20 protein-coding genes are annotated in these 25,402 nt (G+C 63.0%); 17 read left to right on the top strand and 3 right to left on the bottom strand.

Annotated features, from left to right (window positions below; all coding sequences use genetic code 11):
* The first annotated feature begins 76 nt into the window (after positions 1-76).
* The 10 genes from NYQ88_RS05970 to NYQ88_RS05925 all read left to right on the top strand — a co-directional run bounded on the left by NYQ88_RS05970 (position 77) and on the right by NYQ88_RS05925 (position 11,843).
* On the top strand, positions 77-1,096 hold the full coding sequence (locus NYQ88_RS05970; protein WP_275654039.1) for a substrate-binding domain-containing protein: 1,020 nt from the start codon (positions 77-79) through the stop codon (positions 1,094-1,096).
* Positions 1,097-1,392: 296 nt separating this feature from the next.
* The gene (locus NYQ88_RS05965) at positions 1,393-2,502 is read left to right on the top strand and encodes an ABC transporter substrate-binding protein (RefSeq protein WP_275654038.1); all 1,110 of its coding nucleotides are present in this window, start codon (positions 1,393-1,395) and stop codon (positions 2,500-2,502) included.
* 140 nt (positions 2,503-2,642) lie between these two features.
* Positions 2,643-3,515: an ABC transporter permease subunit gene (locus tag NYQ88_RS05960; protein WP_275654037.1), complete on the top strand. Its 873-nt coding sequence runs from the start codon at positions 2,643-2,645 to the stop codon at positions 3,513-3,515.
* Positions 3,512-4,303 carry an ABC transporter permease subunit gene (locus tag NYQ88_RS05955; protein WP_275654036.1) on the top strand — a complete coding sequence of 264 codons (792 nt, stop codon included), beginning with the start codon at positions 3,512-3,514 and terminating at the stop codon, positions 4,301-4,303. The genes NYQ88_RS05960 and NYQ88_RS05955 overlap by 4 nt, the downstream gene beginning before the upstream one ends.
* A gap of 2 nt (positions 4,304-4,305) precedes the next feature.
* A complete protein-coding gene (locus NYQ88_RS05950; protein ID WP_275654035.1) occupies positions 4,306-5,307 on the top strand; it encodes an ABC transporter ATP-binding protein in 1,002 nt (333 codons plus the stop codon).
* A 126-nt stretch (positions 5,308-5,433) separates the two neighbouring features.
* Positions 5,434-6,267, top strand: coding sequence for a 3-mercaptopyruvate sulfurtransferase (gene sseA, locus NYQ88_RS05945; protein WP_275654034.1), 834 nt, complete (start codon positions 5,434-5,436; stop codon positions 6,265-6,267).
* A gap of 296 nt (positions 6,268-6,563) precedes the next feature.
* A complete protein-coding gene (locus NYQ88_RS05940; RefSeq protein ID WP_275654033.1) occupies positions 6,564-7,778 on the top strand; it encodes an efflux RND transporter periplasmic adaptor subunit in 1,215 nt (404 codons plus the stop codon).
* A gap of 14 nt (positions 7,779-7,792) precedes the next feature.
* On the top strand, positions 7,793-10,939 hold the full coding sequence (locus NYQ88_RS05935) for an efflux RND transporter permease subunit (protein WP_275654032.1): 3,147 nt from the start codon (positions 7,793-7,795) through the stop codon (positions 10,937-10,939).
* A gap of 61 nt (positions 10,940-11,000) precedes the next feature.
* A complete protein-coding gene (locus NYQ88_RS05930; protein WP_275654031.1) occupies positions 11,001-11,381 on the top strand; it encodes a GFA family protein in 381 nt (126 codons plus the stop codon).
* 57 nt (positions 11,382-11,438) lie between these two features.
* Positions 11,439-11,843: a VOC family protein gene (locus tag NYQ88_RS05925; RefSeq protein ID WP_275654030.1), complete on the top strand. Its 405-nt coding sequence runs from the start codon at positions 11,439-11,441 to the stop codon at positions 11,841-11,843.
* 57 nt (positions 11,844-11,900) lie between these two features.
* Here the strand turns inward: NYQ88_RS05925 and mmsB are convergent, their stop codons facing one another.
* The 3 genes from mmsB to chvE form a co-directional block, all read right to left on the bottom strand.
* The gene (gene mmsB, locus NYQ88_RS05920; protein ID WP_275654856.1) at positions 11,901-13,091 is read right to left on the bottom strand and encodes a multiple monosaccharide ABC transporter permease; all 1,191 of its coding nucleotides are present in this window, start codon (positions 13,089-13,091) and stop codon (positions 11,901-11,903) included.
* Positions 13,092-13,171: 80 nt separating this feature from the next.
* Positions 13,172-14,704, bottom strand: coding sequence for a multiple monosaccharide ABC transporter ATP-binding protein (mmsA, locus tag NYQ88_RS05915; protein ID WP_275654029.1), 1,533 nt, complete (start codon positions 14,702-14,704; stop codon positions 13,172-13,174).
* Positions 14,705-14,859: 155 nt separating this feature from the next.
* On the bottom strand, positions 14,860-15,927 hold the full coding sequence (chvE, locus tag NYQ88_RS05910; RefSeq protein WP_275654855.1) for a multiple monosaccharide ABC transporter substrate-binding protein: 1,068 nt from the start codon (positions 15,925-15,927) through the stop codon (positions 14,860-14,862).
* Positions 15,928-16,345: 418 nt separating this feature from the next.
* Here chvE and NYQ88_RS05905 point away from each other — a divergent pair, with 418 nt between their 5' ends.
* The 7 genes from NYQ88_RS05905 (at position 16,346) to NYQ88_RS05875 (ending at position 25,317) form a co-directional block, all read left to right on the top strand.
* Complete coding sequence (locus tag NYQ88_RS05905; RefSeq protein ID WP_275654854.1) at positions 16,346-17,299, top strand: sugar-binding transcriptional regulator; 954 nt, start codon at positions 16,346-16,348, stop codon at positions 17,297-17,299.
* 101 nt (positions 17,300-17,400) lie between these two features.
* On the top strand, positions 17,401-18,711 hold the full coding sequence (locus tag NYQ88_RS05900; RefSeq protein ID WP_275654028.1) for a sugar ABC transporter substrate-binding protein: 1,311 nt from the start codon (positions 17,401-17,403) through the stop codon (positions 18,709-18,711).
* A 177-nt stretch (positions 18,712-18,888) separates the two neighbouring features.
* The gene (locus tag NYQ88_RS05895) at positions 18,889-19,761 is read left to right on the top strand and encodes a sugar ABC transporter permease (protein ID WP_275606004.1); all 873 of its coding nucleotides are present in this window, start codon (positions 18,889-18,891) and stop codon (positions 19,759-19,761) included.
* A gap of 172 nt (positions 19,762-19,933) precedes the next feature.
* On the top strand, positions 19,934-20,764 hold the full coding sequence (locus NYQ88_RS05890; protein WP_275654027.1) for a carbohydrate ABC transporter permease: 831 nt from the start codon (positions 19,934-19,936) through the stop codon (positions 20,762-20,764).
* 292 nt (positions 20,765-21,056) lie between these two features.
* Entirely contained in the window at positions 21,057-22,061 is a 1,005-nt protein-coding gene (locus NYQ88_RS05885; protein ID WP_275654026.1) for an ABC transporter ATP-binding protein, read from the top strand.
* Between the two features lie 136 nt (positions 22,062-22,197).
* Complete coding sequence (locus NYQ88_RS05880; RefSeq protein ID WP_275654025.1) at positions 22,198-23,673, top strand: mannitol dehydrogenase family protein; 1,476 nt, start codon at positions 22,198-22,200, stop codon at positions 23,671-23,673.
* Positions 23,674-23,730: 57 nt separating this feature from the next.
* Positions 23,731-25,317 (top strand): FGGY-family carbohydrate kinase, encoded by a 1,587-nt coding sequence (locus NYQ88_RS05875; protein WP_275654024.1) that lies wholly within the window; start codon positions 23,731-23,733, stop codon positions 25,315-25,317.
* Positions 25,318-25,402: the final 85 nt, after the last annotated feature.

Below are 25,402 nucleotides of genomic sequence, written 5' to 3'. Positions count from 1 at the left end.
TATTGGCGTGGCACGAGCGAATTTTTCGGTCCCCGAAAGCATCTGCTCCTGACAACCATCGGGGCCATAAGCCGCTATGAGACTAAAGGACCTCGCCGAGCATTTAGGCCTGTCGCAGACCACGGTCAGTCGTGCCCTCAACGGCTATCCGGAGGTAAAGGAAGCCACGCGCCTGCGTGTAGCGGAGGCGGCAGACCAGCTGGGCTATCGCCCCAACGCCAGCGCCCTGCGTCTCGCTACCGGCCGGGCCGGAGCGATCGGCATAATCCTGCGCGGCGCAGACGAATTCGGCCCGCACACCAGCGAGTTTCTGGCCGGTCTCGGCACCCGTATGGCCGAGCAGGATATTGATATTCTTGTCACAACCGTCGGTAGCCTCGAAGAAGAACTCACCGCCTATCGCCGACTGGCCGCCAGCCAGAAGGTCGATGCGATGATCCTCCATTCCCCGACGCTTAACGACGAGCGGGCGGCGCTACTAATCGAGCTAGGCATCCCTTTTGTGCTCCACGGCCGCACCAATATCGGCAAGCCGGTTGCCTGGCTCGACATCGACAATACGGGTGCACTCGAACGCGCCACCAGCCATCTGCTCGATCTTGGCCACCGCCGCATCGCCCTGCTCAATGGCATCAAGGGCCGCACTTTCGCCGAGCATCGCGAACTGGGCTATCTGGCCGCGCTCTCCGCCCGTGGCGTCGAGTTCGATCCCGCGCTGATGAGCAATTCGGTGTTCACCGACGAAGTCGCCTATCGCATCGCCCATGACATGCTGGAGCTGCGCCCTCGCCCCACTGCCTTTCTCGCCGGCTCGATGATGACGGCGCTGGGGGTTTTTCGCGCCATCCGCCAGGCCGGCATGACCTTGGGCACCGACGTCTCCATGATCGCCCATGACGACGTCTTTCCCTATCTCAACGCCGACAACATGTACCCCAGCATGTCGACCACACGGTCCTCCATGCGCCAGGCGGGCATGCGCATCGGCGATCTCGTCCTCCAGGTGCTGAGCGGCAAGCCCGCCGACGCCGTGCATGAGCTATGGCCGGTCGAACTCGTGCTGCGCGAAAGCTCGGGCCCCGCCCCGCTGTTCTGAACCGCCGGTCTGGCCTGACACGCCGTCGCCAGACAAGCGCGTCGACGCAGCGTTGTCCGACCTGATTTTTGACCATCTGGACGAAACTGTCACAATTGGGCAATCTGCCCCCACGGCTGGGAGGAGCCAGGACGGGCATTCGACAAGGCAATTGGCGGATTTCGGGGGATGCTCGGCCATGAGGAGGGCCGCATTCCCAGTCACGGAACCGTCATCGCCCTGTCACCAACGCCCACTACTCCCTCGCCCGTTCGCTGGGCCGCAGCGCTCGCGACCGCTTTTCAGGGAGTCCATAAATGACCTTCAAGTCTGCACTCACCGCCTCTGTTTCCGTACTCACGGTACTCAGCCTTTCGGCGCCCGCCTTCGCCCAGACCGACCTCGACGCGCTCTATGAAGCCGCCAAGGCCGAGGGCCAGCTGACCACAATCGCCCTGCCCCACTCCTGGTGCAATTACGGCGGCGTGATCGAGGGTTTTAAGGCCAAATATCCCGGCATCACCGTCAATGAACTTAATCCGGACGCCGGCTCTGCAGACGAGCTCGAAGCCGTCCGCGCCAACAAGGGCAATACCGGCCCGCAGGCGCCTGACGTGCTGGATATCGGCCTTGCCTTCGGCCCGCAGGCCAAGGACGAAGGCCTGCTGCAGGCGTATAAGGTTTCCACCTGGGACGAGATCCCCGATGACGCCAAGGATGCCGACGGCTTCTGGTATGGCGACTATTACGGCGTGCTCGCCTTCGGCATCAACAAGGACATCATCACCGGCGACAATCCGGCTTCCTGGGCAGACCTGCTCAAGGACGACTATGCCAATTCCGTCGCTCTCGCCGGCGATCCACGCACAGCCAACAACGCCATCATGTCGGTCTTTGCAGCCGGTCTCTCCGGCGGCGCAGCGCAGGACGCAGCAGCCCAGGCTGGCCTCGAATATTTCAAGGCGCTGAACGACAAGGGTAATTTCGTTCCTGTCGACGCAGAGGCTGCCGCCATCGCCCAGGGCACCACGCCCATCGCCATCAACTGGGACTACAATTTGCTCGCTGCCCGCGACAACCTCAACGGCAACCCGCCGATCGACGTTGTCGTGCCCTCCGACGGCGTCGTCGCCGGCGTCTACGTCCAGGCCATCTCCGCCTATGCGCCTCATCCCAATGCCGCAAAGCTCTGGATGGAATATCTTTATTCCGACGAAGGTCAGCTCGGCTGGCTCGCCGGCTATTGCCACCCGATCCGTTTCAATGCGCTCGCCGATCAGGGCAAGCTCCCCGACGATCTGATGGCAAAACTCCCCGCTGCCGAAAACTACGCCAAGGCCGTCTTCCCCTCCATCGAGGAGCAGAACGCCAACAAGGCCACCATCACCAGCGGCTGGGACTCCACCGTCGGCGCCAGCATTCAGTAGCGCTTAGGCGCCACCCCCACCCAACCTCCCCCTTACGAGGGGGAGGAGCATATCGAGTTTGAGACAGCATCGCGCCACACACGCCGCGCGGTCCCTCCCCCTGCCAGGGGGAGGCTAGGAGGGGGTATTCCCACGACACGATGAGTACTTCTCCAAGCACAACCCGAAGCTGCATCCCCTGGGATTCCTTCGCGGTCGTCCCCTTCATCATCTTCGCTGTGATGTTCCTCTTCCTGCCGACCTTCTCGCTCATCGGCGGCGCCTTCACCGATCGGGCCGGCAATTTCACATTCGACAATATTGCGGGTCTGTTCACCGACCAGATCATGTCCGCCTATTGGATTTCGATCCGCATCTCCGGCGCTTCAGCCATACTCGGCGCGCTGATCGGCCTCGCCATCACGCTCGCCATCATCCGCGGAAAACTCCCGGCACCCCTCCGCTCCGCCGTCATGACCTTTTCTGGCGTCGCGTCCAACTTCGCCGGTGTGCCGCTGGCCTTTGCCTTTATCGCCACCCTGGGCCGTCTCGGCCTCGCGACCATCATTCTCAAGACCGTTTTCGGCATCGACATCTACCGCTCGGGCTTCAACCTCTTCTCCTTCTGGGGCCTCACGCTCACCTATCTCTATTTCCAGATCCCGCTGATGATGCTGACCATCGCGCCGGCAGTTGATGGTCTCAAGAAAGAATGGAACGAAGCCGCCCAGACCCTGGGCGCCTCCACCTGGCAGTTCTGGCGCTATATCGGCTTCCCGATCTTATGGCCCTCGGTCCTTGGCACCCTCTCGCTGCTTTTTGCCAATGCCTTCGGCGCCATCGCCACCGCCTGGGCGCTGACCGGCTCGAACCTCAACATCGTCACCGTGCTGCTCTACAATCAGATCCGCGGCGATGCCCTCCAAAACCCAGGCATCGGCGCCGCGCTGGCTCTGGGCATGATCGTCATCACCTCGCTCGCCAACGTGATCTATCTCATTGTCGCCGCCCGCGCCGAAAGGTGGATGAAATGAAGAGCCAAAAATTCTGGGCCTGGCTGATCTTCGCCCTCGGCGCGTCCTACTTCCTTATTCCGCTCCTGGCTTCGTTCGAATTCTCGCTCCGCATGCGCCGCGGCGAATATTCCTTCGACGCTTATGCCTCGGTCTTTTCCGATCCGAAATTCGCGGCGAGCTTCACCTATTCGGTGGTCGTGGGCCTCTGCACCATTGTCGTCGGCATTCTGGTCGTCGTGCCCGCCGTCTATTTCGTGCGCCTGCGCATGCCCTGGCTCCGCCCCTTCATGGAGTTCATCACGCTCCTGCCGCTGGTCATTCCGGCGCTGGTGCTGGTCTATGGCTATATCCGGCTCTATGGCTCGTCCTCGTTCATCCCCTTCACCGGCTCGGTGCTGGGCACGGATATTCTGCTCACCTGCGCCTATGTCACCCTCGCCCTGCCCTATATGTACCGGGCCGTGGACAATGGCATGCGCACCATCGACATCGGCACTCTCACCGAGGCCGCCCAGATCATGGGCGCCAATCAGCTGCAGATCATCTGGCAGATCATCCTGCCGAACATCCTCGTGGCCATCCTCTCCGGCGCCTTCCTGACCTTCGCCATCGTCATCGGCGAGTTCACCATTGCGAGCCTGCTCAATCGCCCCGCCTTCGGCCCCTACCTCGTTAATATCGGCACCAACCGGGCCTATGAGCCCGCCGCACTCGCCATCATCTCCTTCATCATCACCTGGGGCGCCATGGGCATGATCAATGTGCTCGGCCGTTTTGCCCCCCGCACCTCCGTCCGGACCGATTGACCATGACCGCTTTTCTCGAAGTCAAAAATCTCGTCAAAAGCTTCGGCGCCACCACCGTGGTCAAGAGTGTCAACTTCGCCTTCGACAAGGGCGAGTTCATCTCGCTCCTCGGCCCCTCCGGCTGCGGCAAGACCACGATACTGCGCATGATCGCCGGGTTCGAAACCCCGTCCTCCGGCACCATTCTCGTCGAAGGTCAGGACATCACGCATTTGAAGCCCAACCAGCGCCAGCTCGGCATGGTCTTCCAGGCCTATGCGCTGTTCCCCAACCTCAATGTCGGCGACAACATCGGCTTCGGCCTCAAGATCGCCGGCATGCCGGCAGAACAGCGTCGCGCCCGCGTCGAGGAAATGCTCAAGCTCATCGGTCTCTCCGGCTACGAGAAACGCTTCCCCTATGAAATGAGTGGCGGCCAGCAGCAGCGCGTCGCCCTCGCCCGCGCCATCGCGCCCCGCCCGCGCCTCCTGCTGCTCGACGAACCGCTTTCGGCGCTCGACGCCAAGATCCGCGTGTCGCTGCGCGAGGAGATCCGCGCCATCCAGCGCGATCTGGGCATCACCACCCTCTTCGTCACCCACGATCAGGAAGAGGCCCTCTCCATTTCCGACCGTGTCGTCGTGATGAACGCGGGCAATATCGAACAGCTCGGCACGCCGCACGAGGTCTATAACCGCCCGAAGACCCGCTTCGTCGCCACCTTTGTCGGCCAGCTCAATACCGTACCCGCCACCCTCGTCGATGCGGCTGCCCCCGGCGACGAGCTGCGCGCCATTCGTCCGGAAATGCTCTCGCTGTCGCCCCGATCCGGAACCGACACCACGCTCTCGGGCACGGTAGATGACGTCCACTTCCTCGGCTCGGTCGTGCGCCTGCGCATCGATGTCGGCGGCACCGCCCTCAGCGTCGATACATTCAACGATCAGGCTTCAGCCCCACCCCAGCGCGGCGACACCGTAACGCTCCATCTCGCCGCCAAGGACCTCCTCGCCCTCGCCGACTAGGAGCGCACAGCTTTTATGAGCGCAAACTGCGGCTGGACCACGCTTTCCCGGCCCCGCCGCATATTTGCCGTTTGACCCCGTCAGAACGCCGGACCATCCTGCGCCGAACGAGAACCGGAGTCGCTCATGCAAAGCCCATTCGTCACCACCGACTGGCTGGCCCAAAACCTTGCCGATCCAAGCGTGGTGGTTGTGGATGCCAGCTGGCACCTGCCGAACGCGGCCCGCAATGCCCAGGCCGAATATCTCGACGGACACATTCCGGGCGCCGTATTCTTCGACATCGACGGCATCGCCGATACCTCGAGCGATCTGCCGCACATGTTGCCCTCGCCCGACGATTTCTCGCGCATGGTCGGGGCGCTGGGGATCAGCGATACTGACACCATCGTCATCTATGACGAGCTCGGTCTCTTCAGCGCGCCGCGCGTCTGGTGGACCTTCCGCAGCTTCGGCGCGAAAAATGTCTTCATCCTCGAAGGCGGCGGCCCCAAATGGCGCAGCGAGCGCCGCCCGCTCGAAACCGGTCTCGTCGCCCGCACCAAGGCAAGCTTCGAGGCGCATTTCAACGCCGACCTGGTCGTTGATTTCGACACGGTAGACGCCCGCAGCAAGGATGGTGCCGCCCAGATTCTGGACGCCCGTCCGGCGCCGCGCTTTCATGCCGAAGTGCCCGAGCCCCGTGCAGGCCTGCGCGCCGGGCACATCCCGAACAGCCGAAACATCCCGATTTCCCTCCTCTCCGAGGGCGGCAAGATGCGCCCGGTCGAGCAGCTGCAGGCGCTGTTTGCCGATCGCGGCGTCGACCTCTCCAAGCCCATCGTCACCTCTTGCGGCTCAGGCGTCACCGCCTCGACGCTCGCCATGGCGCTCACCCTCGCCGGCGCAAAATCCGTCGCTATTTATGACGGCTCCTGGGCCGAATGGGGCTCCCGCCCCGACGCCGAAGTCGAAAGCTAATCGCGCCCCACGCACTGCGCCTCTCCTCCCCCTGACCAGGGGAGGCCGGGAGGGGATGCCCTCCCCAAACGCGATCGGCTCCCTCCCCTCGATGGGGAGGGCTGGGGTGGGGTGACCCACACGCTCGGCCATAGGGAATCCTCCCGCCCCCGGCCCATCCTGTCACTCCCCCAACCAAACCCTTAGCCGCCCCGCAAATCCCCCCCTACGAAACAATTACGCGATTGTAATGCCCAAGCGGCCGCCGGCCCTGCTATGGTCGCGCCATTGTTTTCAGCATACCTCGTAGGTCTGGTTTGATCCGGCAGCTTCTCGTCTCTCTCGTCATCCTCCTTGCTGCGGCCTATGCCTGGCTTTATTTCGTCCCTAGCGCACCCCAGACGGTCGCGTCCTGGGGCATTTCCATTCCGTTTGCCCCCTCCGTCGCTGAAGCAGCGGCCCCAGGCGCCGGCGCACCGCGCGGCCCCGCCGGAGCCCAGGGGGGACCTCCTGCTGCCGGTGCCCCAGGCGGCGGTCGCCCCGGCGGCTTCGGTGGCCGCACCACCAATGTCATCACCAGCGCGGTAAAACTGGCCACCATCAACGACACCCTCTCCTCCATTGGCGAGGGCACGCCCGTCCGTTCGGTCACCGTTACCGCCCCTGCCGGTGGCGAGCTTGCCGAAATCCTCGTCCGTCCGGGCCAGCGCGTCGAAGCCGGCACAATCATCGCCCGCTTCGATGATGCCGCCGAACAGATCGATTATGAGCGCGCCCTGCTTGCCGCCGAGGACGCCCGCTCCGCTCTCTCCCGCACCTCCGGCCTCGCCAGTTCCAATGTCGTCGCCAACACGGCGGTTTCCGCCGCCCAGCTGGCCGCGTCCAATGCCGAGCTCGCCCTGCGCAATGCCGAAATGGCCCTCGAGCGTCGCACCATCACCAGCCCCATCGCCGGCACGATCGGCCTGATCCGCGTCTCGCCAGGCAATTTCGTTTCCGCCCAGACCGCGATCACCACGATCGACGACACCTCCTCCATCCTCATCGATTTCTGGGTGCCCGAGCGCTACGCCGCCCAGATCGAGCCGGGCATGCCCGTGGCTGTCTCCGCAATCGCCCTGCCGGGCCGCAGCTTCACCGGTGATGTCTCGGCGGTCGACAGCCGCATCGATCCGGCCAGCCGCACGCTTCAGGTCCAGGCCGAGATCCCCAATCCCGACACTCTCCTGCGTTCGGGCATGAGCTTTACCGTCGCGCTCACCTTCGCTGGCGAAACCTTCCCCGCCGTCAATCCGCTCTCCATTCTGTGGTCGGCGGAAGGCTCCTACGTCTGGAAATATCAGGACGGCAAGGCCACCAAGGTCATGGCTGAAATCGTCCAGCGCAACAGCGACGGCGTGCTGGTGCGCGGCGACCTCAACGAGGGCGATCCGATCATCATCGAGGGTATCCTGCAGCTCAGCGAAGGCGCCAACGTCAATCTTCTCGATGGACCCGATGGCAGCGGGGCCGCCGCCCCAGCGACGAACTGAGAGGGACGCCAGCCATGTCGATTGCCAGCAAGAACGAAAATGGCGGCTCGCTCGCCGCTCTCTTCGTCCGCCGCCCGGTTCTTGCCATCGTCATCAATGCGATGATCGTGGTGGCAGGTCTTGCCGCCCTGCTCGGCATTGAGGTCCGCGAACTGCCGCGCGTCGAAAGCCCGGTCCTGTCCATTTCGACAAGCTTCTCCGGCGCCGCTGCCGAAACCGTCGACCGCGAGATCACCGCCGTGGTCGAAGGCGCTGTCGCCCGCGTGCAGGGCGTCACCTCCATTTCCTCGTCCTCATCGGTCGGCAACAGCCGCGTCACGCTGGAATTCTCCGAAAGCACCAATCTAGACGTCGCCACCTCTGACGTCCGCGACGCCCTGAGCCGCGTCACCCGGAGCCTGCCGGAGGACGCCAGCGAGCCGATGATCTTCAAGGCCGACAGTGACGCCCAGGCCGTCATGCAATTGTCCGTCACCTCGGACAGCTTAACCGTCGCCCAGCTCAGCGAAATCGTCGACGGCATCATTTCCGAGCGCCTCAGCGCCGTCGAAGGCGTTGCTGAAGTCCAGATCTATGGCACGCGCAGCACCGCCTTCGAGGTCGATATCGACCCGATCAAGCTGGCCAGCCGCGGCCTCACCGTTGCCGACGTGCGCAATGCGCTTTCCACCATTGCCTTCGACGCCCCTGCCGGCTCGATCAACGGCCCCAACCAGAACATTTCCGTTCGCGCCATTTCCGAAATCACCGATCCGGCTGATTTCGAAGCCATCATCATTCGCGACCGCACCCGCCTCGGCGACGTTGCCACGGTGGTGTTCGACGCCGCGGCCAGCACCTCGGCCATCCGTTCCGATGGCAAGCCGGGCATCGGGCTCGGCATTGTGCGTCAGGCCCAGTCCAACGCCGTCTCGATCTCCCACGCCGTCCACGCCGCCGTCGAAAGCCTCAATCAGACCCTGCCCCCGGGCGTGACCCTGAAAGTGTCGAGCGACGAGGCGGTCTTCATCGAAGGCGCGCTGCACGAGGTGGAGATCGCGCTTATCGCGGCCCTCGTCATCGTTATCGCCATCGTCTACCTCTTCCTGCTCGATTGGCGCGCCATCATCGTGCCGGCCATCTCCATGCCCATCGCCCTGCTCGGCGCCGTTGCGGGCATGTATGTGGCCGGCTTCTCGCTCAATATCATCACTCTCTTGGCGCTGGTTCTCGCCACCGGCCTCGTCGTCGACGACGCTATCGTGGTTCTTGAAAACATCGTGCGCCGCAAGGGCATGGGTGCCGGTCCCCGCGCCGCCGCCGTGCTCGGCACCAAGGAAGTGTTCTTCGCCGTCGTCGCCACCACGCTGACGCTTGCGGCCGTCTTTGTGCCGCTGTCCTTCCTTGATGGTCAGACGGGGCGCCTCTTCCGCGAGTTCGGCTTCACTCTCGCCATCGCCGTTCTGCTCTCTTCGGTGGTTGCGCTCTCCATGGGCCCCATGGTCGCCTCGCGCCTCCTCAAATCCGAAACCAAAACCCATGGCGGCGGGCCCTTCGCAGCCGTCGGTAAACTCTTTTCAGGCCTTTATCGCTCGACCCTCAGCCTGTCCCTCCGCAATCCGCTGGTGGTCATCGTCGTCTCGATGATCTTTGCCGCCTCGGCCGTCTATGTCTGGGGCAATATCCGCCAGGAAATCACGCCGCCCGAAGATCGCTCACAGATCTCGCTGCGCGTCTCGGCGCCAAACACCGTCAGCCTCGACTTCGTCCGGACCCGCCTCGGCCAGGTCGAATCCATGCTCCAGCCCTATGTCGAGAGCGGCGAGGTGGCATCCATCTTCGTCATTTCCGGCTGGGGCAGCGGCGGCTTCCTCACCCTCACCCTTGCGCCCTGGGGCGAACGTGAACGCAGCCAGCAGCAGATCGCCTCGGAAATCACCGGCCTCATGGCCCAGGTCCCCGGCGTGCGTGCCTTTGTCAGCCAGGGCAATAGCCTGGGCATTCGTGGCGGTGGCTCGGGTCTGCAGTTTGCCGTCGCCGGTTCGGACTATACCGTTCTGGCCGACACGGCCCAAACCATCGCCGACGCCCTTGAAGAGGACGGTGGCTTTGGCCGCGTCAGTGTCAATTTCGATACCAGCCAGCCACAGCTGACCCTCACCGTTGATCGCGCCCGCGCCTCCGCACTCGGCATCGACATCAATGGCCTCGCTACCACCATGCAGGCCATGATCGATGGCGCCAATGTCGGCTCCATCTTCATCAACGACCAGAGCTATTCGGTTCGCATGGTCTCCACCACCAACCCGGTGAATGACCCGCGCGACCTCGAAACCCTGTTCGTGCGCACCGGCGACGGCCGCTATGTGCCGATGTCGACCATTGCGACCCTCACCGAGGCCGCGGTGCCGCCCTCGCTCCGCCGCGAGGAACAGCGTCGTGCCGTCACCGTCTCGGCCAGCCTCGAAGATGGTCTGGCGCTCGGTGACGCCTATAACCGCCTCCTCGAAGTCGCCACCCCGCTCCTGCCCGAAGGCACCTCGATCCTGCCAATGGCCGAAGCCAAGACGCTGGGCGCCGCCAACAACGCGCTCTTCCTCACCTTCGGCTTTGCGCTGATCATCATCCTTCTGGTGCTCGCCGCCCAGTTCGAGAGTTTCTGGAGCGCCATCATCGTCATGGCTACCGTGCCCTTCGGTCTGGCGGCAGGTGTCTGGGCGATCCTGCTCACCGGCGGGAGTCTGAACATCTTCAGCCAGATCGGGCTTGTGCTCGTCGTCGGCATCATGGCCAAGAACGGCATCCTCATCGTCGAATTTGCCAATCAGCTGCGCGATCGGGGCATGCCGGTGCGCGAGGCCATCGAACAGGCCTCCAACATCCGTCTCCGCCCCGTGATCATGACCATGATCGCCACCATCCTCGGCGGCCTGCCGCTGGTGCTGGCCTCTGGTGCCGGCGCCGAAGCCCGCGCGGCACTCGGCTGGGTCATCGTTGGCGGCCTGTCCTTCGCGGCCATTGCCACGCTTTACCTGACCCCGGTGGCCTATCTGCTCCTTGCCCGCTTCTCCAAGCCCAAAGCCCACGAGGAAGCCCGCCTCGAGCGTGAACTCGACGCTGCGGAAACCGCGACCGGCCCTGACCCGGATCTGCCGACAGCCACGCCCGCCCCGGCGGAATAGCCTTGCCATCCGGGCGCACATGGGAAACCCTGTGCGCCCGGCTTTTTGGGAGGGTTTGAAAATGCACCACGGGTCCTGCCTTTGCGGCAAAGTCCGCTTCTCCGTCGCCGGAGACCTTTCCCCGCCCACCGCCTGCCACTGCACCAAGTGCCGCAAGCAGACCGGCCATTATGAAGCGGGCACCGATGTTCTCAGATCCGAGGTGACCATCACCGGCGAGGACGAGGTGCGCTGGTATCAATCCTCCGAACATGTCCGCCGCGGCTTCTGCGGCACTTGCGGCTCCGCGCTTTTCTTCGATCCCATCGGCCGGGACTGGATCGGCATCTTCATGGGCGCCTTCGATGGCCCCACCCACACCAAGCTGGCGCTGCATATCTTCGTCGCCGACAAGGGCGATTATTACGACATCGCCGACGGCGTTCCGCAGAACCTGCAATAGCGCCGCGCCGGAACCAGTCGGAAGAGCGCTCGTTTCTGCTGCCAAGGAGTTTTCGCCATGCTCGATCACACCGGCATCGTCGTCACCGATCTCGCCAGCGCCCGCCGCTTTTATGACGCCATCGCGGCCGCGCTCGACCTCCAGACCATTTCCAACAGCGAGCAGTCCTTCCTCTTCGGCAAAAGCGCCGCCGAGCCCATCCCCTATCTCTGGATCGGCACGCTGCGCCCCAGCTACTGGACCGAAGGCTCCCGCGCCGGCATCAACCAGATGCATATCGCCTTCCAGGCCCGGGACAAGGCCATGGTCCACGCCTTTTACGAGGCCGCCCTCGCCAATGGCGGCACCGACCATGGCGCCCCCGGCCCCCGCGAAGGCGCCGGGGACTATTATGGCGCCTTCGTTCTCGATCCCGACGGCAATAACATCGAGGCCTGCTGCCGCGGCGAAGCGGCCAAATAAAAAAAAGGCCGCCGGATCGCTCCGACGGCCTTCGCCTATACCTGCGTCCACAGGATCTCAGGCTGAACGGTTCTTGTTGTAGAGATCGAAGAACACGGCGGCGAGCAGCACCACGCCCTTGATCATCTGCTGCCAGTCGATGTTGACGCCCATGATCGACATGCCGTTGTTCATCACACCCATGATGAAGGCGCCGATCACTGCGCCGGCCACCTGGCCAACACCACCCAGCGCCGAGGCGCCGCCGATGAACACGGCCGCGATCACGTCGAGCTCCAGCCCCTGCCCGGCCTTCGGCGTCGCCGAATTGAGGCGCGCCGCATAGATCATGCCGGCGAGCGCGGCCAGCGCCCCCATGATGGCGAAGATATAGAACGTCGTCCGCTCGGTCTTGATGCCTGAGAGCGAGGCAGCCTTGAGATTGCCACCCAGCGCATAAATGCGGCGGCCGAAGGTCATGCGCTTGGTCAGGAACACAAAGCCCGCGATCAGAATGCCCATCACCACCAGCACATTGGGCAGGCCGCGATAGGACGCAAGCATATAGGCAAAGAACAGCACCATTGCGGTGATAACGACGTTCTTGATCACGAAGAGGCTGAACGGCTCGACGGCATAGCCGCGGGCCATGCGACGGCTGCGGGTGCGGATCGAGAAGAACACCATGCCGACAATGGCGAGGATTGCGATCACCATGGTCGTCGTGTGCAACGCCACCGGCTTGCCGTTCTCCGCCAGGATCGGCAGCACGGTCGGCCCGATCAGGTCCGGAATGAAGCCTGCCGACAACATCTGGAATTCGGCCGGGAACGGACCAACCGACTTGCCGGCCAGAATGGCCAGCGACAGGCCCTTGAAGATCAGCATGCCTGCCAGCGTCACGATGAAGGCCGGCACCCGGTGATAGGCGATGATATAGCCCTGCGCTGCGCCGATGGCTGCCCCGGCCACCAGACATATTGCCCCTGCAACGATGGGATTGGCCAGAAACGCCAGCTCTGGTGGGAATTTCCATCCCACCATCAACATGGCCGCCAGAGCGCCGACGAAACCGGACACCGAGCCGACCGACAGATCGATATGACCGGCCACAATGACCAGCAACATGCCCAGCGCCATCACGATGATATAGCTGTTCTGCAGGATGATATTGGTCAGGTTCACCGGCTTGAACAGCACGCCATTGGTGAAATACTGGAAGAACAGCATGATCAGGATCAGCGCCAGCAGCAGGCCGTAATCGCGCATATTGGCGCGCAGTGCGCCGACCAGGCTCAGTTCCTGGCTTTGCGCAGGCGCGCCAGTCACTTCGGGTGCAGTTTGCGTGGTCATGATGCCTTCCCTTCAGCCCGCACGATGGCGCGCATGATCTTTTCCTGGCTCGCTTCGCTGGTGGGCATTTCGCCCACGATACGGCCTTCGTTCATTACATAAAGCCGGTCGGTGATCCCGAGCAGTTCGGGCATTTCCGAGGAGATCACGAGGATCGCCTTCCCCTGCGCCGCCAGCTGATTGATGATGGTGTAGATTTCGTACTTGGCGCCCACGTCGATGCCGCGCGTCGGCTCGTCGAGGATCAGCACATCCGGATTGGCATAGAGCCACTTGGACAGCACCACTTTCTGCTGGTTTCCGCCCGAGAGATTGCCCGTCACCTGATAGACGCTGGACGAGCGGATATTGGTCTTCTTGCGATAGTCATTGGCCGCATCGAGCTCGCCCAGATCGTCGATCACCCCGAAGCGCGACACGCCGGGCAGATTGGCGATGGTGATATTGTGCTTGATGTGGTCGATAAGGTTGAGCCCGTAGGTTTTCCGATCTTCAGTGGCATAGGCAATGCCGTTGGCGATCGCCTTGCCCACGGTCGAGACGTCGATTTTCCGGCCGTCCCGGATCACTTCACCGCTGATCTTCTGCCCGTAGGATTTGCCAAAGAGGCTCATGGCGAATTCGGTCCGCCCTGAGCCCATCAGTCCGGCAATGCCCACCACTTCGCCCTTCCGCAGGACGATATTGACGTCGCGGATCATCTGCCGCTCGCGGTGCTGCGGGTGGAACACGTTCCAGTTGCGCACTTCGAGCACAACGTCGCCCACCGCGGGCGTCCGCGCGGGATAGCGGTCTTCGAGCGAGCGGCCCACCATGGAGGTGATGATCCGGTCCTCGGTGATCTGGTCAGTGTCCATCGTCTCGATGGTGCGCCCGTCGCGGATCACCGTCACCCGGTCGGCAATGCGCGAAATCTCGTTCAGCTTGTGGCTGATGATGATCGAGGTGATGCCCTGCTTCTTGAACTCGAGCAGAAGCTCGAGCAGCGCCTGGCTGTCCTTTTCCGACAGCGACGCGGTCGGCTCGTCCAGGATCAGCAATTGCACCTGCTTGGAGAGCGCCTTGGCGATCTCGACTAGCTGCTGCTTGCCCACCCCGATATTGGTGATCAGCGTGTCGGGGTCTTCGTTGAGCCCCACCATTCTCAACAGCTTGCGCGCGCCATCGCGGGTCTCGTCCCAGTCGATCACGCCGCTCTTGGCCACTTCATTGCCCAGAAAGATGTTCTCGGCGATCGAGAGCAGCGGCACCAGAGCCAGCTCCTGATGGATGATGACGATGCCCTTGTGCTCGCTGTCGCGAATGGACTTAGAATGCTGTTCTTCGCCCTGATAGATGATCTGGCCATCATAGGACCCGTGCGGGTAAACCCCGCTCAGCACCTTCATCAGCGTCGATTTTCCGGCCCCGTTTTCCCCGCAGATGGCGTGGATCTCGCCCTCGCGCACGTCCAGATTGACGTCGGAAAGCGCTTTGACGCCGGGAAAGGTCTTGGTGATGCTGCGCATCTCCAGAATGGTTTTCGTCATGCTGGTCCTAACTTCGATAGACCTGGGCCTTCGGGACCACCGTACCGGGCAAACTGAACAGCCGCCCCGTCAGTGCCGGAACGACTTCTTGCCAGATCGGAGCCCCAAACCAGGAAAGGGCCCCGCTGGTGCGGGGCCCTTCCGATGCGTGCGGGTTACTGCAGTTCTTCTGCCTTGATGTAGCCCGATGCGATGACGCGCTCTTCGTAGTTGGTCACGTCGACTTCATAGGGGGTCAACAGGATCGACGGCACGACCTTGACGCCATTGTCATAGGTGGTGGTGTCGAGGCCGCTCGGCTCCTGGCCGGAGAGAACGGTGTCGAGCAGCTGGGCGGTGTACTGGGCCAGCTCGCGGGTGTCCTTGAACACGGTCGAGTACTGTTCGCCGGCGATGATCGCCTTGACCGACGGCACTTCAGCGTCCTGACCGGTCACGATCGGCCATGCGAGGTCGCCCGAGCCATAGCCGACGCCACGCAGTGAGGAGATGATACCGCGCGACAGGCCATCATAGGGGGCCAGAACGCCGTGAACCACCGAACCGTCCGAGTAGTTGGCCGACAGGATGTTGTCCATGCGGGCCTGTGCAACGGCACCGTCCCAACGCAGCGTACCAACAACGTCCATGCCCTGCTGGCCGGACTTGATGACGATATCGCCGCTGTCGATCATCGGCTGCAGCACGGCCATGGCGCCATCATAGAAGAAGAAGGCGTTGTTATCGTCGGGCGAGCCGCCGAACAGTTCAACGTTCCATGGCTTGTCACCCGGGAAGCGCTCATTGAGGCCCTTCACCAGGCTGTTGGCCTGCAGCACGCCGACTTCGAAATTGTCGAAGGTGGTGTAGTAGTCGACATTGCCGCTTTCACGGATCAGGCGGTCATAGGCCACGACCTTGACGCCCTGGTCCGCAGCCTGCTGCAGCACGGCCGAGAGCGTGGTGCCATCGATCGAGGCGATCACGAGGGCGTCGACGCCCTTGGTGACCATGTTTTCGATCTGGGCGAGCTGGTTCGGGATGTCGTCTTCCGCATACTGCAGGTCGACTGAGTAGCCCATGCCTTCGAGGGCAGACTTCAGCTCATTGCCGTCCGAGATCCAGCGCAGCGACGACTGGGTCGGCATGGCGATGCCCACGGAGCCCTTGTCCTGCGCAAAGGCGCCGGAAAAGGCGGTCGCAGCCATGGCGCCAGCAGCCATCAGCGTCACGATTGATTTCATAATCTTCACGTCTCGTCTCCCTTAAATCTCTGAGATCGTAGATATTTTTTGAGCACAGCCTGGCTCGCGGCACGACATCATCCGAGCGTGTCGTCTTGCCCCAAACAGGCGCGCCGATATCTCTGGGCATGCGTCAGCAAACCCATTCCTGCGGCGACCGCGGGGTGAAATAAACACGATTGCATGACGTCCTCCCGCCGGGCCTCCCTTCTCACAGGGCCGTCCCGAGCTGCGACGAAAGTATGACAGTGCAATGGGGCTGTAAAGCGCGCCGGCGACCTCTTGCTCTATTTTTTTCGAGTGTCGAATATAAATGCTCCAGCCGCTTGGCGCGGATATCGATTTCAACCGGGCGGAAAACGGCTTGCGATGGGGTCCGTCATGTCCGAATAATCCCGCCGATCAACCGGACCCGATGATGTCAGCCCGACAGGAAACCACCACGAGCCGCCTCGACGACGCCGCCCGCGCCGGCTGGCTCTACTATGTCGCCGGCAATACGCAGGAAGAGATCGCCACGAAAATGGGCATCTCGCGCCAGTCGGCGCAGCGCCTCGTCTCGCTGTCCGTCAGCGAAGGCCTCGTCAAAGTCCGGCTCGATCACCCGATCGGTCGCTGCATGGATCTGGCCGAGCGCCTGCGCCACCGCTATGGCCTCGAGCTCAGCGAGGTCGTGCCCTCGGACCCCGCCTCGACCTCCTCTACCCTCGGCCTTGCCGAAGCCGGCGCCGCCGAGATCGAGCGCTGCCTCAAATCGGCCGAACCCACCATTATCGCCATCGGCACTGGCCGCACGCTCAAAGCGGCCATCGAGCAGCTCCAGCCCATGGAGTGCCCGCACCACAAGGTCGTTTCCCTCACCGGCAACATCGCCCCGGACGGCTCGGCGGCGTTCTACAACGTCATTTTCAACGTCGCCGACACGGTCAAGGCCCGCTCCTTCCCCATGCCCCTGCCGGTCTTTGCCTCCTCGGCCAGCGAGCGCGAACTGCTGCACGCTCAGCCAATGATCGCGGCCACGCTCGATCTCGCCGCGCGCGCCAGCACGACTTTCGTCGGCGTCGGCCACCTCGATGACGATGCCCCGCTGCTGCTCGACGGTTTTATTACGCGCGACGAACAACTTGAGCTCGCCCGCTCCGGCGCTGTCGGTGAAATCTGTGGCTGGGTCTATGACGCCGAAGGCCGACTGATTGACGGCCCCACCAATGCCCGCGTCGCCTCCGCCCCCATCCCGACGCGCGAAAATGGCGTCGTCATCGCCCTCGCCATGGGGCGGCGCAAGGCCGCCGCCATCCGCGCCGCGCTGACCAGCCGCCTCATCAACGGCCTCATCACCGACGAGGCCACAGCCACGCTCCTCTTGGCCTGATAATTCAAACTGGGCATTTGCCCGGGCTTGACACTTTTGCTCAGCTAGTGAACATTTGCCCACGACGAGAGCAGAAACTCGCTTCGTCTTGGGAGGACTACATGAAACTGACACCCCTTTTCGTGGGCGCGATCACCCTTGCGCTGGTCGGCACGGCCTCGGCGCAGACGCTCACCATCGCCACCGTCAACAATGGCGACATGATCCGCATGCAGAACCTGTCCCCGGCCTTCACCGAGGAAACCGGCATCGAGCTCAACTGGGTCGTGCTCGAGGAAAACACGCTTCGCCAGAACGTCACCACCGATATCGCCACCAATGGCGGCCAATACGACATCATGACCATCGGCACCTATGAAGCGCCGATCTGGGCCAAGCAGAATTGGCTGAAACCACTCGACGCGCTTTCCGCCGACGCCAATTACGATGTCGACGACCTGCTCCCCGCCATCCGCTCCGGCCTTTCGGTCGATGGCAAGCTCTATGCCGCGCCATTCTATGGCGAGAGCTCCTTCATCATGTATCGCACCGATCTGATGGAAAAAGCCGGGCTCGAAATGCCTGAAGCCCCGACCTGGGAATTCATCGGCGAAGCCGCCCGCGCCATGACCGACCGCGCCAATGACATCAACGGCATCTGCCTGCGCGGCAAGGCTGGCTGGGGCGAGAACATGGCCTTCCTCACCGCCATGTCCAATTCCTTCGGCGCCCGCTGGTTCGATGAAAACTGGGTTCCCCAGTTCGATCAGCCCGCCTGGAAAAATACGCTCGATACCTATCTCTCGCTGATGGCCGACGCCGGCCCGTCCGGCGCCTCGTCGAACGGCTTCAATGAAAACCTGACCCTCTTCCAGCAGGGCAAGTGCGGCATGTGGATCGACGCCACCGTCGCCGCCTCCTTCGTCACCAATCCCAATGACTCCACCGTCGCCGACACGGTCGGCTTCGCCCAGGCGCCCGATACCGGTCTCGGCAAGCGCGGCAACTGGCTCTGGGCCTGGTCCCTCGCCATCCCCGCCTCCTCGCAGAACGCTGACGCGGCCGAGCAATTCATCAACTGGGCAACCTCGAAGGACTATCTCACCCTCGTCGCCGAGACCGATGGCTGGGCCAACGTGCCTCCGGGCACCCGCACCTCGCTCTACGAAAACCCCGAATACCAGGCCGCGGCACCCTTTGCTGCCATGACCCTGGCCTCGATCAATTCGGCCAATCCGGCCGAACCCACGGTTGATCCCGTGCCCTATACGGGCGTCCAGTTCGTCGCCATCCCCGAGTTCGCCGGCATCGCCACCAATGTGGGCCAGCTGTTCTCGGCCGCCCTTGCCGGCCAGATGTCCGCCGACGACGCCCTGGCCCAAGCCCAGGAAGCCACCCGCCGCGACATGACCCGCGCGGGCTACATCAAGTAACGCCTCCCTCCCAAACGACTGGGTGGAGGTGCTGACACCCCCCACCCGACCTCCTTCTCTAGGGGGAGGAGAAGTTCAGTATTTTGGGCAGCTTCGTGCCTCCCGAGTGGAGCCAGCCCCTCCCCCTGCCAGGGGGAGGTTGGGTGGGGGTACACCGGAACCAGTGGGGACAGTATCTTGGCCACCAGACAAACCCGCACCCTTGCCCGCACCATGATGGCCCCGGCCGTCTTCGTGCTCTTTATCTGGATGATCGTGCCACTGGTGATGACCGTGTGGTTCTCCTTCCAGAACTACAGCCTCATCAACCCGATGATGACCGGTTTCGCCGGCTGGGCGAACTACGCCTATGTCATCGGCGACCCCAGCTTCACCCAAGCCCTGGTCAACACGCTCATCCTCGTCGGCGGCGTCCTCCTCATCACCATTGTCGGCGGCACGCTCCTGGCGCTGCTGCTCGATCAGCCCATCTGGGGCCAGGGCATTTTGCGCATCCTGGTCATTTCGCCCTTTTTCGTCATGCCGCCTGTTGCCGCGCTGATCTGGAAAAACGGCTTCATGCATCCCGGCTACGGCATGCTCGGCCATCTCTGGAAATTCTTCGGGCTGCAGCCGGTAGACTGGTTCAACCAGTACCCGCTGTTTTCCGTCATCGTCATCGTCGCCTGGCAATGGCTGCCCTTTGCGACGCTGATCCTGCTCACCGCCCTGCAATCGCTCTCGGAAGAACAGCGCGAAGCCTCCGAAATGGATGGTGCTAACGCCATCAACCGCTTCCGCTACATCATCCTGCCGCACATGGCGCGGGCGATCACCATCGTGATCCTCATCCAGACCATCTTCCTCCTCGGCATTTTCGCCGAGATCCGCGTCACCACCGGCGGCGGTCCGGGCTATGCCTCCACCAACATCGCCTTCCTCGTCTTCCGCACCGGCATTCTCTCCAACGACATCGGAGCCGGCTCCGCCGGCGGCGTCGTCGCCGTCATCATCGCCAACATCGTCGCCATCTTCCTGATGCGCGCCGTGGGGAAGAACCTCGATGCGTGAGCTTGCAACAGCCCCCCACCCTCATTTCCTCCCCACAAGGGGGAGGGAAACTTGCTCGGTGCTGACATTGATATCGTGCGCACCGTTGGCGCAGTCGTCTCCCTCCCCCTTGTGGGGAGGGATCAAGGGTGGGGGTTCCTTCCTCACGCTCAATTTGACGGAGGCACACTGAATGGCCCGCCGCGTCCCCACCAGCACCCGCATCGGCTTCACCATCCTCGCCTGGGCCGTCGCCCTGCTGCTGTTTTCGCCGATCCTGTGGACCCTCGTCACCGCCTTCAAGACCGAGGCCGAGGCCATTGCCACGCCGCCGACCTTCCTGCCGGAAACTTTTACGCTCGAGAATTTCGCCGCCGTCCAGGCGCGCTCGGACTATATCAAGCACGCCACCAATTCGATCATCGTCTCGGTCGGCTCGACCCTGATCGGCCTCATCATCGCCATCCCCGCCGCCTGGTCCATGGCCTTCGCCCCGACCAAGCGCACCAAGGACATCCTGATGTGGATGCTCTCCACCAAGATGATGCCCGCCGTTGGTGTGTTGATCCCGATCTACCTGATTTTTCGCGACCTCAGGCTGCTCGACACGCTGCACGGCCTGACCATCATCATGACGCTGATCAATCTGCCGATCATCATCTGGATGCTCTACACTTATTTCAAGGAAATCCCGGTCGACATCCTCGAAGCCGCCCGCATGGATGGCGCCGAGCTCTGGAACGAGATCGTCCATGTCCTCGTGCCCATGGCCGTCCCCGGCATTGCCTCGACACTCCTCTTGAACGTCATCCTCGCCTGGAACGAGGCCTTCTGGACCATCACCCTCACCTCGGGCCGCTCCGGCACGCTGACCGCCTTCATCTCCTCGTTCAGCTCGCCACAGGGCCTCTTCCTCGCCAAACTCTCCGCGGCCTCGCTCCTCGCCATCGCGCCCATCCTGCTGCTCGGCTGGTTCAGTCAAAAACAACTCGTCCGCGGCCTGACCTTTGGAGCGGTGAAATGATGCTCTCTTGCTTCACCTCTCCCTCTGGGGGAGAGGTCGGCGCACAGCGCCGGGTGAGGGGGCCTGCCCTTCACCGCACCGCCAATTTGGCGCCCCCTCGCCCCTCAGGGGAGAGGGTAGCGCCGCCGGGAGCGCAGCGACCTGGCAAAGCTGGGGTGAGGGTAAAGTGGTCCGTTGGCCCTCAAACCCCACCCCAACCACGATCCATCCCTCCCCCTACCAGGGGGAGGCTAGGTGGGGGTCACTTCACCCTGCTCTTCACTCGCAAACTTTCACCGGAGGACTGTAAGAAATGGGCTCCATAACCCTCGAACACGTCAACAAGTCCTTCGGCGATGTCCAGGTCATTCCGGACATTTCCCTCGCCATCAATGACGGTGAATTCGTCGTCTTCGTCGGGCCCTCAGGCTGCGGCAAATCCACCCTGCTCCGCCTCATCGCCGGGCTCGAAGACACGACCTCCGGCAAAATCCTGCTCGATGGGCAGGACATGACTGACGCCCCGCCTGCCCGACGTGGCCTGGCCATGGTGTTCCAGTCCTACGCGCTCTATCCGCATATGAGCGTGCGCGACAACATCGCCTTCCCGCTCAAGATGGCCAAGCTTCCCCAGGCCGAGATTGACCGCAAGGTCGACTACGCGGCGAAAACCCTCAATCTCGCCTCCTATCTCGATCGCCGCCCGCGCGCCCTCTCCGGCGGCCAGCGCCAGCGCGTCGCCATCGGCCGCGCCATTGTGCGCGAGCCCAAGGCGTTCCTCTTTGACGAACCGCTCTCCAATCTCGACGCGGCGCTGCGCGTCAACATGCGGCTCGAGATCACCGAGCTGCACCAGCAGCTGAAAACCACGATGATCTACGTCACCCACGACCAGGTCGAAGCCATGACCATGGCCGACCGCATCGTCGTGCTCAATGCGGGCAATGTCGAACAATTCGGCTCCCCGCTCGAACTCTACAAGCGCCCAGCCAACCGCTTCGTTGCCGGTTTCATCGGCAGCCCGAAAATGAACTTCGTCGATGGTCCGGAAGCGGCCAAGCACAACGCCCAATCCATCGGCGTCCGCCCCGAACATTTCACCATTTCCACCACCCCTGGCGCCGGCCTCTGGAGCGGCACTGTCGCCGTAGCCGAACAGCTCGGCTCCGACACCTTCCTTCACGTCAATGTCGATGGCCTCGGGCTCATGACCGTGCGAGCCGATGGCGACCAGACCTTTGCCCACGGCGACAAGATCGCTCTCACCCCCGACCCCAACCGCATCTATAAATTCGATGCGGCCGGCAAGGCGGCCTGATCGTGTCTAGGGAAAAAAGGCACCAACCGTCGCCACGCACTCGATGCGTCCCTCCCCCTATCAGGGGGAGGTTAGGTGGGGGTACTACCTCCCTCATTCATTTCAACTGCCTGCCTAAAGCCGGGCCCGTCCTGCCATGACCACAAAACTCTCCGCAGCCTCGCTGCCCGCCATCACCACGGCCGCCACTCCAGCCTACGACCGGAAAGACCTCACGCCCGGCATCGTCCATTTCGGCGTCGGCAATTTCCATCGTGCCCATCAGGCGGTCTATCTCGATGATCTCTTCGCCCTGGGCGAAGATCATGACTGGGCCATTATCGGCGCCGGCGTCCGCGATGCCGATGCGGCGATGCGCGAAAAACTCGAGGCGCAGGATTGGCTGACCACCGTCGTCGAGCAGGAGGCCGATGCCAGTTCAGCGCGCGTTACCGGCGCCATGATCGACTATCTGCGCCCTGGCGACACCCAGGCCATCATTGCCCGCCTCGCCGATCCGGCCACCCGCATCGTGTCGCTGACCATCACGGAGGGCGGCTATTACATCGACCCGGCCACCCAGCAGGTCGACATCTCCCACCCGGACCTCGTCTGGGATGCCGCTCATCTCGATGCGCCGCGCACGGTGTTCGGCCTTATCCTTGCCGGCCTTCTCCGCCGTCGCGAGCAGGGCATCATTCCGTTCACCGTCATGAGTTGCGACAATATCCCGGGCAACGGCGATGTCACGCGAAATGCTAGCAGTCTGTTAGCCGATAAGGCCCAAATGGGCCTTGGTGATTGGGTCCGTGAGAATGTCGCCTTCCCCAATGGCATGGTCGATCGCATCACCCCGGCGACCTCCGAGCGCGAGCGCAAATTGCTCAGCGAAAACTTCGGCATAGACGACAACTGGCCGGTGTTCTGCGAGAGCTTCCGGCAATGGGTGCTGGAAGACCATTTCCCCGCCGGCCGCCCGGCGCTGGAAAATGTGGGCGTGCAGTTCGTGGACGACGTAAGCCCCTACGAACACATGAAGATCCGCATTCTCAACGGCGGCCACGCCACCATCGCCTATCCTGCCGGGCTCATGGATATCCACTTCGTTCACGAGGCCATGGAGCATCCGCTCATCGCCGCCTTCCTGCGCAAGGTCGAGGATGAGGAAATCATCCCCGTCGTGCCCCCGGTCCCCAACACAAACCTTCATGATTACAGGGCCTTGTGCGAACGCCGCTTTGCCAATCCCAAGATCGGCGACACCATTCGGCGCCTCGCGCTCGACGGCTCCAACCGCCAGCCCAAATTCATTATCCCCTCGGCGCTGGATCGTGTGAAAATGGGCACCTCGGTCACTGGCCTCGCGCTCGTCTCCGCCCTCTGGTGCCGCTACTGCTATGGTACCACCGAGAGCGGCGCGGTCATCGAACCCAACGATCCAAGCTGGGATCGGCTGACTGCACAGGCAAAACTGGCGAAGGACAAGCCGGATATCTGGCTTCAAATGACTGATATTTATGGGGAAGTTGCTACACTCTCCCCCTTCTCCTCGGCCTTCAGTCATGCGCTTGAAACCCTCTGGTCCATCGGCACCGAAGCCACGCTGAAGCGCTACCTGGCCGACCAGCTCTAGCTCACCCGAAAGGCTTGAGCTAATGTCCGCCCCGAACCAAAAGAGGGGCGGACAAAAGTGTCGGAAAGCCTGTTGGCGGGAGTGGATGTGGGCACCGGCAGCGCCCGTGCCGGGATTTTTACCAAGTCCGGCCAAATGCTTGGCCGCGCCGAACACCCCATCGCCCTGCGCCGAACCGGGGCCAGCATGGCTGAGCACGATAGCGAAGACATCTGGCGCGCCACCTGCGCGGCGCTTCGCCAGGCCATCGCCAATGCGGGCGTAAGTCCTTCCCACATCGTCGGAATTGGCTTTGATGCCACCTGCTCCCTCGTCGTCCGCGACACAGAGGGCCAGCAGCTCTCCGTTTCCAAAGACGGCGACGACCGCTGGGACACCATCGTCTGGCTCGACCATCGCGCCATCGCTGAGGCAGCCGAATGCACCCGGACCGGCCATCAGGTCCTCTACTATATCGGGGGCGTCATGTCGCCCGAGATGGAAGTCCCTAAGCTCATGTGGCTCAAGCGCAATTTGCCCCAGAGCTGGGCCCGCGCCGGGGTCATTCTCGATCTTGCCGACTATCTGTCCTGGAAGGCAACCGGGTCTCTGGCCCGCTCGCAATGCACGCTGGCGACCAAATGGACCTATGTTGCTCACGACGAAACCGGATGGAAACAGGACTTTCTGGACCAGGTCGGCCTTGAGGACATGGTCGAAAAGGCAGCCCTGCCCGACCGTGCCTCCCCCGTCGGCGCCGATCTCGGCCCGCTCACCCCCGAGGCAGCAGCCGAGCTTGGCCTCACCACCAATTGCCGCGTCGGGGCCGGTGTCGTCGACGCCTATGCCGGCGCTCTCGCCGTTCTCGGCCCGCTCTCCACCACCCCAGAGCAGATGGATCGCCACTGCGCGCTCATTGCCGGTACGTCCAGCTGTGTCATGGCAATGTCCCAGCACAATCAGCCTATTAGCGGCATCTGGGGCCCGCACTGGGGCACCATTCTCGAGGGTTTCTGGCAGCTAGAGGGAGGGCAATCCGCCTCGGGCGCCCTCCTCGACCACATCGTCAAATGGCACGGCGCCGGTGGCGAGCCCACCGCAGAACTGCACAAAGCCATCTGCGCCCGCATCATGGAACTGCGTGAGACCGAAGGCCTCGCCCTCGCCCGGCGCCTCCACGTCCTTCCCGATTTCCACGGGAACCGCTCCCCCCTCGCCGACCCAAATGCCTTGGGCGTCATTTCCGGCATGACGCTGGACAGCGACTTTGACAGCCTCTGTCGGCTTTATTGGCGCACCTGCGTCGCCATCGCGCTGGGCATCCGACATATCGTCGAAACGCTCAACGCCTCCGGCTACGCCATCGACACGCTCCATGTCACCGGTGGGCACACGAAAAATCCGCTTCTGATGGAGCTTTATGCCGACGCCACGGGGTGCACCGTGGTCGAACCGGCCACTCCGGATGCCACCCTTCTGGGCATGGCCATGGTCGCAGCCTGCGCTGCCGGACTCTACCCTGCGCTCGACCAGGCCTGCGTGGCCATGCAGCAAGGCGGCACGGCCAGACCGGCAAAGCCCGAGGCAGCGCCGCAGTTCGACCGCGACTTCAGCATCTTCCTCGAAATGCTGCGGCATCGCCAAGCCATTGACGCAATGAACTAATATTCGCCTCCCCGGTCAAAATGCCCGCTGACCTCTGCCAAGTTTACAGGCGGCGGGAACCAATTGCCGAAATCTCCGTTTTTTC

This window comes from Devosia sp. SD17-2, assembly GCF_029201565.1.
GTDB lineage: Bacteria > Pseudomonadota > Alphaproteobacteria > Rhizobiales > Devosiaceae > Devosia.
The sequence above is the reverse complement of the archived record's forward strand: the minus strand, read 5'-3'. Positions and strand labels throughout refer to the sequence as shown.

What these genes read in the sequence shown, in the direction of transcription:
- NYQ88_RS05970 (WP_275654039.1), top strand. Translation starts at nt 77, where the DNA reads ATGAGACTAAAGGACCTCGCCGAGCATTTAGGCCTGTCGCAGACCACG.
- NYQ88_RS05965 (WP_275654038.1), top strand. Translation starts at nt 1,393, where the DNA reads ATGACCTTCAAGTCTGCACTCACCGCCTCTGTTTCCGTACTCACGGTA.
- NYQ88_RS05960 (WP_275654037.1), top strand. Translation starts at nt 2,643, where the DNA reads ATGAGTACTTCTCCAAGCACAACCCGAAGCTGCATCCCCTGGGATTCC.
- NYQ88_RS05955 (WP_275654036.1), top strand. Translation starts at nt 3,512, where the DNA reads ATGAAGAGCCAAAAATTCTGGGCCTGGCTGATCTTCGCCCTCGGCGCG.
- NYQ88_RS05950 (WP_275654035.1), top strand. Translation starts at nt 4,306, where the DNA reads ATGACCGCTTTTCTCGAAGTCAAAAATCTCGTCAAAAGCTTCGGCGCC.
- sseA (WP_275654034.1), top strand. Translation starts at nt 5,434, where the DNA reads ATGCAAAGCCCATTCGTCACCACCGACTGGCTGGCCCAAAACCTTGCC.
- NYQ88_RS05935 (WP_275654032.1), top strand. Translation starts at nt 7,793, where the DNA reads ATGTCGATTGCCAGCAAGAACGAAAATGGCGGCTCGCTCGCCGCTCTC.
- NYQ88_RS05930 (WP_275654031.1), top strand. Translation starts at nt 11,001, where the DNA reads ATGCACCACGGGTCCTGCCTTTGCGGCAAAGTCCGCTTCTCCGTCGCC.
- NYQ88_RS05925 (WP_275654030.1), top strand. Translation starts at nt 11,439, where the DNA reads ATGCTCGATCACACCGGCATCGTCGTCACCGATCTCGCCAGCGCCCGC.
- mmsB (WP_275654856.1), bottom strand. Translation starts at nt 13,091, where the DNA reads ATGCGCGATTACGGCCTGCTGCTGGCGCTGATCCTGATCATGCTGTTC.
- mmsA (WP_275654029.1), bottom strand. Translation starts at nt 14,704, where the DNA reads ATGACGAAAACCATTCTGGAGATGCGCAGCATCACCAAGACCTTTCCC.
- chvE (WP_275654855.1), bottom strand. Translation starts at nt 15,927, where the DNA reads ATGAAATCAATCGTGACGCTGATGGCTGCTGGCGCCATGGCTGCGACC.
- NYQ88_RS05905 (WP_275654854.1), top strand. Translation starts at nt 16,346, where the DNA reads ATGTCAGCCCGACAGGAAACCACCACGAGCCGCCTCGACGACGCCGCC.
- NYQ88_RS05900 (WP_275654028.1), top strand. Translation starts at nt 17,401, where the DNA reads ATGAAACTGACACCCCTTTTCGTGGGCGCGATCACCCTTGCGCTGGTC.
- NYQ88_RS05890 (WP_275654027.1), top strand. Translation starts at nt 19,934, where the DNA reads ATGGCCCGCCGCGTCCCCACCAGCACCCGCATCGGCTTCACCATCCTC.
- NYQ88_RS05885 (WP_275654026.1), top strand. Translation starts at nt 21,057, where the DNA reads ATGGGCTCCATAACCCTCGAACACGTCAACAAGTCCTTCGGCGATGTC.
- NYQ88_RS05880 (WP_275654025.1), top strand. Translation starts at nt 22,198, where the DNA reads ATGACCACAAAACTCTCCGCAGCCTCGCTGCCCGCCATCACCACGGCC.